This window comes from Pseudomonas sp. NBRC 111139, from assembly GCF_001753955.1.
Classification (GTDB): domain Bacteria; phylum Pseudomonadota; class Gammaproteobacteria; order Pseudomonadales; family Pseudomonadaceae; genus Aquipseudomonas; species Aquipseudomonas alloputida.
The window spans coordinates 12500-25416 of the sequence record NZ_BCBP01000033.1 but is presented as its reverse complement, the minus strand read 5'-3'; the positions used below and the strand labels follow the sequence as shown (position 1 = coordinate 25416).

Genomic DNA, 12917 nt, shown 5'->3' with positions numbered 1-12917 from the left:
TTACCCGCGAAGAGGCCGCCCCAGGAGAGTTATTAACCAAACGGAACATTCCGTTCGATTATCGCCCCGTTCCGTTTGCGGCGAATTGCCTCACCCCCGCACTACCCCGCACCATCCCCCCACGCAACGTCACTCAAGTTCATCAAAAACACCCGCACCTGCAGGCCCGATCCCGCAGTGCACCGGCTCGACCATAAAAACAAGAGATCCACGACAGATGAGCATTTCGCTACCCGCACGTCAGCTGCTGCCTGGCCTGTTGGCCATGTCCTGCGCCCTCCCCGCATTCGCCGCCAACGAAGGTGGTTTCATCGAGGACGCCAAGGCCACCCTCAACCTGCGCAACTTCTACATCAACCGCAACTTCGTCGACCCGGCCCACCCACAGGGCAAGGCCGAGGAATGGACACAAAGCTTCATCCTCGATGCCCGTTCCGGTTTCACCCAGGGCACGGTCGGTTTCGGCGTGGACGTACTGGGCCTGTACTCGGTCAAGCTCGACGGTGGCAAAGGCACCACCAACACTCACCTGCTGCCCGTGCATGGCGACGGCCGCCCGGCCGATGACTTTGGTCGGCTGGGTGTGGCGCTGAAGGCCAAGCTGTCCGAAACCGAGCTGAAAGTCGGTGAATGGATGCCGGTACTGCCAATCCTGCGTTCGGACGATGGCCGCTCACTGCCGCAAACCTTCCGCGGTGGCCAGCTGACCTCCAAGGAAATCGCCGGCCTGACCCTGTACGCCGGCCAGTTCCGCGGCAACAGCCCGCGCAACGATGCCAGCATGGAAGACATGTCGCTCAACGGCAAAGCTGCCTTCACCTCCGACCGTTTCAACTTCGGCGGCGGTGAGTACACCTTCAACGACAAGCGCACCATGATCGGCCTGTGGGATGCCCAGCTCAAGGACATCTACCGCCAGCAATACCTCAACCTGACGCACAGCCAGCCGCTGGGCGACTGGACGCTGGGCGCCAACCTGGGCTATTTCATTGGCAAGGAAGATGGCGCCGAACGGGCCGGCAAGCTGGACAACCGCACCGCCTCCGCCTTGCTTTCGGCGCGCTACCAAGGCCACACCTTTTACGTTGGCCTGCAGAAGGTCAGCGGCGACGATGCCTGGATGCGGGTCAATGGCACCAGTGGCGGTACCCTGGCCAACGACAGCTACAATTCAAGCTTCGACAATGCCAAGGAGCGTTCCTGGCAGGTTCGCCATGACTTCAACTTCGCCACCGTCGGCGTACCCGGCCTGACCCTGATGAACCGCTATATCAAGGGTGACAACGTCACCGTGGGCAGCGTGGACGATGGCAAGGAATGGGCGCGGGAAACAGAGCTGGCCTATGTCGTGCAGTCGGGCAGCTTCAAGGACCTGTCGGTGAAATGGCGCAACTCGACCATGCGTCGCGACTTCAGCACCAACGCGTTCGATGAGAACCGCTTGATCGTGAGTTATCCGCTGAATCTTCTGTGAATCAAATGGCCTCTTCGCGGATAAACCCGCGAGGAGGCCAGACGCCTCCTCAAATGACCTGAAGCCATAAAAATCCATGCCCCTTTTTTGAAGGCATGATTTGCAACAGCTTGATGAAATCCCTGCCATGAATTTGCCAGTGCACGCTGCCGCCATTCGCTGAGCTGATGATGGTGGTGACTGCAGGCTATCCTGATCACTATCAGGTACAGGTGAAACAAAGCAGAACAGGGAGGCACAACAATGAAAACCCTCGTCGACCACCTGAGCCAATACGCCAACTACCACCGCGATCCGCGCAATATCGCCACCCACTTCGTCGGCATCCCCATGATCGTGCTGGCAGTCACCATCCTGCTTTCACGCCCAGGCTGGGAGATAGCTGGCATGTGGCTGTCCCCTGCCCTGGTGGCAGCGGCGGCGTCTGTGTGGTTCTACTTGCGCCTGGACCTGCGCTTCGGGCTGGTGATGGGGCTGTTGCTGGGCCTGTGCCTGTGGGTCGGTGAGGCGCTGGCAGTACAGTCGACAACGCTATGGCTCGGCGCCGGGCTGGGAGCGTTCGTGGTGGGCTGGATCATCCAGTTCATCGGCCATTACTACGAAGGCCGCAAACCGGCATTTGTTGACGACGTGAGTGGCCTGATCATCGGGCCGATGTTCGTGGTGGCGGAAGCTGCGTTCATGCTGGGCCTGTGCCCGACCCTGAAGCGCGCCGTGGAAACCAACGCCGGCCCGATTGCCATGCGGCAAAAAAAGGCATCGGTGTAAAGGCCATTCGCGGGCAAGCGCCCTGTTGCAGGGGGCTTGCCCGCGAACACGGTTTACTGGCGCGATTCTACGCCAAGTTCATCCCACACCGACTCAGCCATGTGGAACGTGGCATTGGCCGCCGGAATGCCGCAGTAGATCGCGCTCTGCATCAGCACTTCCTTGATCTCGTCGCGGGTCACACCATTGTTGGCCGCCGCACGCAGGTGCAGCTTCAGCTCGTCGTTGCGGTTCATGCCAATCAGCATGGCGATGGTGATCAGGCTACGGGTATGACGCGGTAGCCCCGGGCGGGTCCAGATGTCACCCCAGGCGTGGCGGGTGATCATTTCCTGGAACTCGCCATTGAAGTCGTTGAGCTTCTCCAGGCTGCGGTCCACGTGGGCATCACCCAGCACTGCGCGGCGCACTTGCATGCCAGCGTCGTAACGTTGTTTCTCGTCCATGGCGTTGTCCTCAGTGAGCCAGCAGAAAATCGAGCACGCGGCGGCTGAAGGCCTCGCCAATCTCGACATTGGACAGGTGCGCCGCCGGGAAGTCGACGTACTCGGCACCTTGGATACCGGCCTGCATGAAGCGGCCATGCTCAGGGGTGGTAACCACGTCTTCCGTACCGGCAACGATCAGCGCGGGCACCTGGATGCGGCCCAGTTGCTCACGATAATCAGCGTCACGTACCGCTGCACAGTTGCCTGCGTAGCCTTGCGGGCTGGTTTGCGCCAGCATCTGGCAGATACGCTGGGCCTGCTCCGCCTGTGCCTGGGCAAAGCCCGGGGTGAACCAGCGGGCGATAGAGGCATCGCGCAGGTCGACCATGGCCTGCTGGCCGCCTTTGAGTACCGTGTCGATACGGGTGTTCCACACCTCGTCATTGGCGATCTTGGCGGCCGTGTTGCACAGGGTCAGGCTGTGCAGGCGCTCACCTGCATGGATACCCAGCCACTGGCCGATCAGGCCTCCCATCGACAGGCCGACGAAGTGAGCCTTTTGAATGTCCAGGCCATCGAGCAGGGCCAGCACGTCGCGGCCCAGCTGTTCGATGCTGTAAGGGCCCTCAGTGACCAGCGATGCGCCGTGACCACGGGTGTCATAGCGCAGCACCCGGAAGTGCTGGCTCCAGAGCGGAATCTGGGTGTCCCACATGCCCAGGTCGGTACCCAGCGAGTTGGACAGGACCAGCACCGGGGCGTCATCCGGGCCATCGATCTGGTAATTCAAAACGCCATCGGCCAGTTGCAAGTGCGCCACAGCGGTCTCCTTCAGGCAGTAAAACGTTGATGTTCGGACACGGCGCGCGCCACCCAGACGCGGGCCTGGCCCAGGTAATGGGCAGGGTCGAGCAGGCGATCGAGTTCTTCGCCAGACAGCTCGGCGCTGACCTGCGGCTCGTCACCCAGCACGGCACGCAGGTGCCGCTGTTCGGCCACCGCGCGCTGGCAGCATTGTTCCAGCAGGTGGTGGGCACGATCGCGACCCAGACGCTGGGCGAGGACGATGCTCACCGCTTCTGCCAGCACCAGGCCTTGTGTCAGGTCGAGGTTACGGCGCATGCGCGCGGCATCCACCTCCATGCCCTCGGCAATCACTTGAGCCTGGCGCAGGGCACCAGAGACCAGGCAGCAGATATCCGGCAGGGTTTCCCACTCGGCATGCCATAGGCCCAGGCTGCGTTCGTGCTCCTGAGGCATGGCTGCAAACAGCGTCGACAGCAAGCCCGGCACGCGGGTTGCGGCACCGATCAACACGGCGGCACCCACCGGGTTGCGCTTGTGTGGCATGGTCGAAGAACCACCCTTGCCCGGCGCAGACGGCTCAAATACCTCCCCCGCCTCGGTTTGCATCAGCAAGCTGATATCACGGCCGAACTTGCCCAGGCTGCCGGCAACCAGGCCCAGCACCGAGGCAAACTCCACCAGGCGGTCGCGTTGGGTGTGCCAGGGCTGCTCGGGCAGGGACAGCTTGAGCTGTTCGGCCAGCGCTTCGGCCACCGGCATTGCCTTGCTGCCCAGGGCCGCAAGGCTGCCCGAGGCACCGCCGAACTGCAGGACCAGCAGGCGCGGGCGCAGTTCCTGCAGGCGCTGACGGTGGCGGGTCAAAGCCCCCAGTACACCGGCCAGTTTCATGCCCAGGGTCACCGGGGTGGCGTGTTGCAACCAGGTACGACCCACCAAGGGCGTATCGGCGTGCTTCAAGGCCTGCTGCGACAGGGTATCGGCCAGCTTGCCGAGGTCGGCCTCGATCAAATCGAGGGCATCGCGCAGCTGCAGAACCAGACCCGTGTCCATCGCATCCTGGCTGGTGGCCCCAAGGTGCACATAGCGCTCAGCCTCAGGCACGCCGGTGGCGATCACCTTGCCCAACGCTTTCACCAGCGGAATGGCCGAGTTGCCGGCGGTGGCGATGGCATTGGCCAACGCACCAACGTCATAGCGCTCGGCCTGGCATGCCGCCTCGATGGCTGCTACCGCGCTGTGCGGGACCAAACCGGCAGAGGCTTCGGCACGGGCAAGCGCTGCTTCGAAATCCAGCATGCCCTGCAGGCGGCCACGGTCGGAGAAAATCTCGCGCATGGCCGGCGCGGTGAAATAGGCGTCGAACAGTTGGTTGCTCATGCAGCGTCCTTAGTCATCATGGTGCAGGTACGCCGCCTGCTTCGGCAGGCGCAGGCTGAACAGGAAGGCAATCGCCATCATCGCCGTGACGTACCAATAGAAAGTGTTTTCCATCCCCAGGGTCTTCAGGCCCAGGGCCACATACTCGGCCGAACCGCCGAATGCTGCGTTCGCCACCGCATAGGCCAGGCCAACACCCAGTGCACGCACCTGCGGCGGGAACATCTCAGCCTTCACCAGACCGCTGATCGAGGTGTAGAAACTGACGATACACAGGGCCAGGCTGATCAACACGAAGGCCATGAACGGGCTGGTCACAGTTTTCAGTGCCATCAGCAGCGGCACGGTGCACAGGGTACCGAGGCCGCCGAACAGCAGCATCGAATTGCGCCGACCGATACGGTCGGACAGCATGCCGAAGAACGGCTGCAACACCATGAACAGGAACAACGCCCCGGTCATCACGTAGCTGGCGTTCTTGGCTGTCATGCCCGCGGTGTTGACCAGGTACTTCTGCATGTAGGTGGTGAAGGTATAGAAAATCAGCGAGCCACCCGCGGTGTAGCCCAGTACCGTGATGAACGCCGCTGCGTGATTGCGGAACAGGCCTGCGATAGAACCTGCATCCTTGTCATTGCGGGCTTCGGCGCTACTGGTCTCGTGCAGCGAACGGCGCAACATCAGCGAGATCAGGGCGGCGATGGCCCCCACCACGAAGGGAATGCGCCAGCCCCAGGCCCGCAGTTCATCTTCAGTCAGCAGCTGTTGCAGGATCACCACGACCAATACCGCCAGCAACTGGCCGCCGATCAGGGTGACGTACTGGAACGAAGCAAAGAAGCCGCGCTGCCCACGCAGTGCCACTTCACTCATGTAGGTGGCCGTGGTGCCGTATTCGCCCCCTACCGACAGCCCCTGGATCAGGCGGGCCAGCAACAGCAGCGCCGGGGCCCAGGTGCCGATGCTGGCATAGGTGGGCAGGCAGGCGATCATCAGGGAGCCGAAGCACATCATCAGCACCGAGATCATCAGGGAGTTCTTGCGACCGTGGCGGTCGGCGAGGCGGCCGAAGATCCAGCCACCAATGGGGCGCATCAGGAAGCCTGCGGCGAATACACCTGCCGTGTTCAGCAACTGCACGGTGGGGTCGTCGGAGGGGAAGAAGGCCGGGGCAAAGTAGATCGCGCAGAAGGCGTAGACGTAGAAGTCGAACCATTCCACCAGGTTGCCTGACGAGGCACCGACAATAGCGAAGATGCGCTTGCTGCGTTCTTCGCCGGTGTAATAGGTTGAGGTCATGAGGGTTTCACTCCTGGAGGGTCCTAGGTAAGTCTAGACATACCTAGTAACACACTCGTTCCGCTATCTGGCTGGCAATTGGCCTTGTGTCTCACAGGACAGACCTCTTCGCGGGCAAGCCCGCCCCCACAGGTGATTGCGTGGATCCCTGTAAGAGCGGGCTTGCCCGCGAAGCGGCCGGTACAGGTCAAACCCGCTCGATGGCCAGTGCCAGACCTTGGCCAACGCCCACACACATGGTCGCCAGGCCTTTACGCCCACCACTCTTCTCCAGTTGGTGCAGCGCAGTCAGCACCAGGCGTGCACCGCTCATGCCCAGCGGATGGCCCAGGGCAATGGCGCCACCATTAGGGTTTACCTGTGGTGCATCGTCAGCGACACCCAGCTCACGCAGCACCGCCAGGCCTTGACTGGCAAACGCTTCGTTAAGCTCGATCACGTCGAAATCGCTTACCGCAACCCCCAGACGCTCGGTCAGCTTGCGCACCGCCGGCACCGGGCCAATGCCCATGACACGTGGCGCAACGCCGCCGCTGGCCATGCCCAGAACGCGGGCACGCGGGGTCAGGCCGTGTTTCTTCACCGCTGCGGCCGAGGCCAGGATCATCGCTGCAGCACCGTCGTTAACGCCCGAGGCGTTGCCGGCGGTGACCGTCTTGTCCGGGCCGTTGACCGGTTTGAGCTTGGTCAGCGCCTCCAGCGTGGTTTCCGGGCGCAGGTGTTCGTCACGTTCGACGATGATTTCGCCCTTCTTGTGAGCGATACGCACCGGCACAATTTCTTCAGCAAAGAAGCCGGCAGCCTGTGCAGCGGCAGCCTTCTGCTGGCTGCGCAGGGCGAAAGCGTCCTGGTCGGCACGCGAAACCTGATAGTCGTCAGCCACGTTGTCGGCGGTTTCCGGCATGGAATCCACACCGTACTGGCTCTTCATCAGCGGGTTGATGAAACGCCAGCCAATGGTGGTGTCTTCCAGCTTCATGTTGCGCGAATAGGCGCTTTCAGCCTTGCCCATGACGAACGGGGCGCGCGACATCGACTCGACGCCACCGGCAATCACCAGTTCCATCTCGCCGCTGGCGATGGCGCGGAACGCGGTGCCGATGGCATCCATACCCGACGCGCACAGGCGGTTCAAGGTGACGCCCGGGATGCTTTCCGGCAGGCCGGCCAGCAGCAGTGCCATACGGGCCACGTTGCGGTTGTCTTCACCGGCCTGGTTGGCGCAGCCGAAGAACACTTCGTCTACCTGGTCCCACTGCACGCCAGGGTTGCGCTCGATCAGCGCCTTCAGCGGCACGGCTGCCAGGTCGTCGGCCCGCACGCTGGCCAAGGCGCCGCCAAAGCGGCCGATCGGGGTACGGATGGCGTCACAGATGAATACGTCGTGCATCAGGCTTCTCCTGCCAGCTGGCCATGCTCAGCGGCGGTACGGGCGTCGAGGTCACGCATGGCGGACGGCTCGATTGGGGTGGGTGTGGAAATGGTCTGCGCGTGGCATTTGGAGGCTCCTGGTCAGGGTGCTTCGATGAACCCAGATTAAGGAGACTGGTGGGCACGTTACAATCCGATAATCGACTATTTGTGCGATTAACGAACCATTTGTTGCGCAACTGCCCACGTCCACCACAGGGCAGCTGTGCGCCCTGATCGCAGCACAATGCCGCACCAGTCGGCGCGGCGTTGTGCTGCGAATGGGCCGTAACGCGGCCCTCGCCCTCAGGTTGCGTCGGCGTGGCTGACCAGCCCTTTGACGACCACACCCACAGTCGCCAGCGCTGCCGGCACCAGCAACGCCGTCAGCACCTGCTCGAAAGTCCAGCCCAGGCCCAGCAGCGTTGCACCACTCCAGGCCCCAAGAATCGCACCAAAGCGGCCAATACCCAGCATCCACGATACACCTGTGGCACGGCCCTGAGTGGGATAGAAGCGCGCCGCCAGCGATGGCATTGCCGACTGCGCACCGTTCACACACATACCGGCAACGAGCACCAGCGTAGCTAGCACGGTGATGTTGCCCAGGCTCTGCCCCACCGCGTAGGCGAACACCCCGGCCAGCAGATAGAAAATGCCAATCACCTTGTGCGGGTTGAAACGGTCCATGGCCCAACCCACGCCGACTGCACTTAGCACTCCGCCAAACTGGAACAGCGCGCCGATGAACGCCGCCTGCTCCATGCTCGCGCCGCTGTCACGCATCAGGGTTGGCAGCCAACTGGTCAGAAGGTAGACGATCACCAGGCCCATGAAATAGGTCAGCCACAGCAACACGGTGCCCAAGCCATAGGTGCCAGAGAAGATCACCGCGAACACGTTGCGCGCAGCCACCGCCTTTTGCTCAGGCACACTGAAACTGCCTGCCTCGGCCACCACTTGCGGGGCGATTGGCGACAAGGTCTTGCGCACCTTGTCGGTGCCGCGGTTGCGCACCACCAGGAACCGCGCCGACTCCGGCAGCCAGACCATCAGCACCAGCGCCAGCAGCAACGGCAGCACGCCACCGATGACCAGCAGGCTGTGCCAGCCGTAGGCCGGGATCATCTTGGCGGAAATGAAGCCACCACCCGCCATGCCCAGGTTGAAGCCACAGAACATGCTGGTCACCAGCAGCGACTTGAGGCGCTCCGGGGTGTATTCGGACAACAGCGTGGTAGCGTTGGGCATGCCTGCACCCAGGCCCAGGCCAGTCAGGAAGCGCAGTACCAGCAACTGGTCAACGTTGGTGGCATAGGCCGAGGCCAGGCTGAAACCACCAAATACCAGCACCGCCCCCACCAGCACGCCTTTGCGGCCGAAACGGTCAGCCAGCGGCCCGGAGCCCAGGGCGCCGAACACCATGCCGATCAACGCGGCACTCATGACCGGCCCAAGGCTGGCGCGGTCGATTCCCCACTCTTGCGACAGTGCCGGGGCGATGAAACCCATGGCAGCAGTGTCCAGGCCATCGAGGAAGACGATCAGAAAGCACAGCAGCACGACTCGCCACTGATAGCGGGACAGCGGCTGCTGATTGATGAACGACTGAACGTCGAGGCTTTTGCCGACGTTGGTTTGCGCTTGATTCATTATTGTTATCCAGAATGTGGGGCACAGTCAGGCCATTGCACGCGGATAACCGGTACAAAGGCGATGATTGGGGTATATGGCCTGGGTCAGCCTGGATACAACGGTACTGCATGCGGGTGCGGCCGCAGCAGCGAGGTGACAGTATTCATGCGTAAGTGCCTCTTATGTTTTTCTTGTTCGGTCGGCTAGCCGACCGTTGCGAGAGACATTAATCAGCGGGCCGGGGTGAAGCAATTCACCCGGCACGACACTGTGCGTTTATCGCACAAGAAACGGTTTTGCCTGTTCTGATCCGGGGCCGCAACGTGCTCCCTGCGGTCTCAACCAAACAACTGATGGCAAAGGTCTCGACTGGCTGCCAGTAAAATCGGCAAGAACCGCTGCTCCAATTCACTGCGGGTCACCCGCCCAACATGGGTACTTACGTTCAAGGCAGCCAACACCTGCCCCGAAGCGTCATACACCGGCACTGCAATCGATCGCAGCCCCTGTTCCAGTTCCTGGTCCACCACGCACCAGCCCTGGGCGCGCACCTGCTGGATGCAGGCGAACAACGATTCGGGATCATTCAGGGTGCGGCTGGTGCGCGCTTTGAGATCAGCACGTTCCAGATACTCACGCAGGCTGGTGTCGTCCATGGCCGCCAGCAGAATACGCCCCATCGACGTGCAGTAGGCCGGCAGGCGTCCGCCCACCGAGAGATCGACCGAAATCAGCCGCTCGACCGTGGCCGAACGGGCTATATAAAGGATGTCGTCGCCTTCGAGGGTGGCCATGTTGGCCGCCTCATGCAACTGGTCGCTGATGCGATCCAGGTACGGCTGGGCAGAAATTGCCAGTGGCGTCGACGACAGGTAAGCATGCCCCAGGGTCAGCACTTTGGGCAGCAGCGAATAGGTACGCCCGTCGGTGGTGGCGTAACCCAGCTTGATCAACGTGTGCAGGCAACGGCGCACCGCTGCGCGAGGGATTTCAGTACGGTGGCTGATCTGGGCGATGGTCAGGTGGCGCTTGCGCTCCTGGAATGCCTGGATCACGGCCAGGCCACGTGCCAGCGAGGTCATGAAGTCCGGGTCACCGGTAAAGGCCTGGATGCGCTTGGCCGGGGAAGCCACGATCGGCGGCGCCATGGCAGCCGAAGCAGGTCGCGCCACCTCTGCATTGCCGGAATCGTTGCCCAGGGTTTCGTCACTCATCGCACACCTCAAAAAAAACACCGGTTCGTGCGATTATCGAACAAACGGCCGATAATCGCAATTGACCGCCGACACTTTTGCTTATACCTTTCTCATGCCACTTGTGGCTTCTTTGGAGAGACTGGTCAGGTACCCACCGTAGAAGTCCCCAGGCAACGGCCTCGCCTTTCGGCGAGGCCGTTTTTCATTACGGCCCGCCCTGACATTGCAACGAACTTCTATCCGTCGTTCCTTTCTAACTTGTACGAAAGGTCCAAACTGTTGGCGGGCACATCCTGCTATTTACGCCAGATGATGTCAGGGCTGAGTAAATTAACGATGATCGGCGAATTATCGGTTGCTATAATCGATTGCGCAGGCCCTCCGCTTATCGTGGTCATGGAACCTTCCGCTTTATCAAGCCGTTGCGGCCAGCAAGGCAAAATGCATGTTGCACAATGCATAACAACAGTCATTACACTTATTTCAGGTACTGCACGTGACGAAAGATGAACTGCGCGCGGAACTCGAGCGCCAGGCTGAACGTTACAAGGATGTTTATGGTGGCGAAGTCACCACTTACGCCGCACAACCGGATCCGGAACGCAAACCCTGGCGCAAGCGTGCCAGCGTTCGTGACCAGGCCTTCAGCCAGGAACTGGAACGCATCGAAAAAGAACTGCGCAGCGACAACCCCTGAGCGTCGGGGGCGCCCTCTGCGTGTCGTCGCCCGGTGCACCCGGGCGAGGTCGATCTTTACGGTCTGGCCGATGATGAAATGGAATCACACAAATTTCATACGGCCGTTTGAATTCTAGAGAAATGGCCATTTCTCCACATTTCGGCCTTATTTCGCCATATTTTGTGATTTTTTACCGCCATTTACCGCCTTGATCGCCCCCCTCCGCACGACACGGCTGCACCATGAAGGCGGTCATCTGTCTGTTGCAGGTGCATCGATTGCCAAGGTTTTCTGGCATAATCCCGCCCCCCTATGACCCGCCAGACAACCTTCATGATCGATTTATTCAGCGGACTGGATGCCTGGGTGTTGGTGAGCCTGCTGCTCGCCTTGACCTTCGTACTCGCCTTCGAGTTCATCAATGGCTTTCATGACACCGCCAACGCGGTAGCTACCGTCATCTATACCAAAGCCATGCCGCCACACCTCGCCGTGTTCTTCTCCGGCGTGTTCAACTTCCTTGGCGTTCTGCTCGGCGGTGTAGGGGTGGCCTATGCCATCGTGCACCTGTTGCCGGTAGAGCTGCTGATCAATGTGAACACCGGACACGGCCTGGCCATGGTCTTCTCGTTGCTGGCCGCGGCCATCACCTGGAACCTGGGCACTTGGTACTTTGGCATCCCTGCCTCCAGTTCGCACACGCTGATCGGCTCCATTCTCGGTGTCGGCCTGGCCAACGCCCTGATCAACGACATTCCGCTAGGCGACGGCGTCAACTGGCAGAAAGCGATCGATATCGCCATGTCGCTGGTGGTCTCGCCAATGGCCGGTTTCGCCGTTGCTGCCCTGGTGCTGATCGGCCTGAAATGGTGGCGCCCGCTGTCGAAGATGCACAAAACCCCGGAACAGCGCCGCAAGCTCGATGACAAGAAGCACCCACCCTTCTGGAACCGTCTGGTCCTGGTTGTTTCCGCCATGGGCGTGAGCTTCGTGCACGGCTCCAACGACGGCCAGAAAGGCATCGGCCTGATCATGCTGGTGCTGATCGGTATTGTGCCGGCCAAGTTCGTACTCGACCTGAACAGCACCACCTACCAGATCGAACGTACTCGCGACGCTACCCTGCACATGAGCCAGTTCTACCAGCGTAACGCCGCCACCCTGGGCGAGTTCCTGGCACTGGGCAAGGCCAAGGCCAGCGATCTGCCGGAGCAGTTCAGTTGCAACCCGCAGCAGACCGAGCCGACCATTGCTGCGCTGCAGACCTCGCTGAAAGGCGTGACGGACTACCACAGCCTCGATGCCGAGAAGCGCGTTGAAGTGCGCCGCTATTTGTTGTGCCTGGATGACACGGCAAAGAAGGTTGGCAAGCTGCCAGGCCTGGACGCCCGTGAAAAGTCCGACCTTGAAAAACTGCGCAAAGACCTCACCGCCACCACCGAATACGCCCCGTTCTGGGTGATCGTGGCCGTCGCCCTGGCCCTTGGCCTGGGCACCATGGTTGGCTGGAAGCGCGTGGTGTTGACGGTGGGCGAGAAGATCGGCAAACAAGGCATGACCTACGCCCAAGGCATGTCGGCACAGATCACCGCAGCCTGCGCCATCGGTATGGCCAACGTATTCGCCCTGCCGGTGTCGACCACCCACGTGCTGTCGTCCGGCGTGGCCGGCACCATGGTCGCCAACAAAAGTGGCCTGCAAGGCGGCACTGTGAAAACCATCCTGCTGGCATGGGTCCTGACCCTGCCTGCCTCGATGGGCCTGGCGGCCGGCCTGTTCTGGCTGGCGTCCAAAGCCATTGGCTGAGTGACACCGCAATGAATGAAGGCGCCCTCGGGCGCCTT

General features: G+C 61.5%; 11 protein-coding genes. 4 read left to right on the top strand and 7 right to left on the bottom strand.

Annotation, left to right across the window (positions count from 1 at the left end; genetic code table 11):
• Positions 1-217: 217 nt before the first annotated feature.
• Together BJQ17_RS13010 and BJQ17_RS13005 are read left to right on the top strand one after the other, a co-directional pair.
• Complete coding sequence (locus BJQ17_RS13010; protein WP_014754361.1) at positions 218-1474, top strand: OprD family porin; 1257 nt, start codon at positions 218-220, stop codon at positions 1472-1474.
• A 243-nt stretch (positions 1475-1717) separates the two neighbouring features.
• Complete coding sequence (locus BJQ17_RS13005; RefSeq protein WP_070096156.1) at positions 1718-2242, top strand: DUF962 domain-containing protein; 525 nt, start codon at positions 1718-1720, stop codon at positions 2240-2242.
• A 53-nt stretch (positions 2243-2295) separates the two neighbouring features.
• Here BJQ17_RS13005 and pcaC read toward each other — a convergent pair whose 3' ends face one another.
• From pcaC to pcaR, 7 genes are all read right to left on the bottom strand, one after another.
• The gene (pcaC, locus tag BJQ17_RS13000; RefSeq protein WP_003251949.1) at positions 2296-2688 is read right to left on the bottom strand and encodes a 4-carboxymuconolactone decarboxylase; all 393 of its coding nucleotides are present in this window, start codon (positions 2686-2688) and stop codon (positions 2296-2298) included.
• Positions 2689-2698: 10 nt separating this feature from the next.
• Positions 2699-3490, bottom strand: a complete 792-nt coding sequence (gene pcaD, locus BJQ17_RS12995) for a 3-oxoadipate enol-lactonase (RefSeq protein WP_014754363.1) — start codon at positions 3488-3490, stop codon at positions 2699-2701.
• An 11-nt stretch (positions 3491-3501) separates the two neighbouring features.
• Positions 3502-4854, bottom strand: a complete 1353-nt coding sequence (locus BJQ17_RS12990; RefSeq protein WP_003251947.1) for a 3-carboxy-cis,cis-muconate cycloisomerase — start codon at positions 4852-4854, stop codon at positions 3502-3504.
• A gap of 9 nt (positions 4855-4863) precedes the next feature.
• Positions 4864-6153, bottom strand: coding sequence for an MFS family transporter (locus BJQ17_RS12985; RefSeq protein WP_003251946.1), 1290 nt, complete (start codon positions 6151-6153; stop codon positions 4864-4866).
• Between the two features lie 187 nt (positions 6154-6340).
• A complete protein-coding gene (gene pcaF, locus BJQ17_RS12980; protein ID WP_172830960.1) occupies positions 6341-7546 on the bottom strand; it encodes a 3-oxoadipyl-CoA thiolase in 1206 nt (401 codons plus the stop codon).
• A gap of 323 nt (positions 7547-7869) precedes the next feature.
• Positions 7870-9216, bottom strand: a complete 1347-nt coding sequence (locus BJQ17_RS12975; protein ID WP_003251942.1) for an MFS transporter — start codon at positions 9214-9216, stop codon at positions 7870-7872.
• A gap of 320 nt (positions 9217-9536) precedes the next feature.
• Positions 9537-10412 (bottom strand): pca regulon transcriptional regulator PcaR, encoded by an 876-nt coding sequence (gene pcaR / locus BJQ17_RS12970; protein ID WP_003251938.1) that lies wholly within the window; start codon positions 10410-10412, stop codon positions 9537-9539.
• Between the two features lie 478 nt (positions 10413-10890).
• On the opposite strand from pcaR, the gene BJQ17_RS12965 reads away from it, so the two are divergent.
• Complete coding sequence (locus BJQ17_RS12965) at positions 10891-11091, top strand: hypothetical protein (protein ID WP_003251937.1); 201 nt, start codon at positions 10891-10893, stop codon at positions 11089-11091.
• A 315-nt stretch (positions 11092-11406) separates the two neighbouring features.
• Complete coding sequence (locus tag BJQ17_RS12960; protein WP_003251935.1) at positions 11407-12879, top strand: inorganic phosphate transporter; 1473 nt, start codon at positions 11407-11409, stop codon at positions 12877-12879.
• Positions 12880-12917 lie beyond the last annotated feature (38 nt).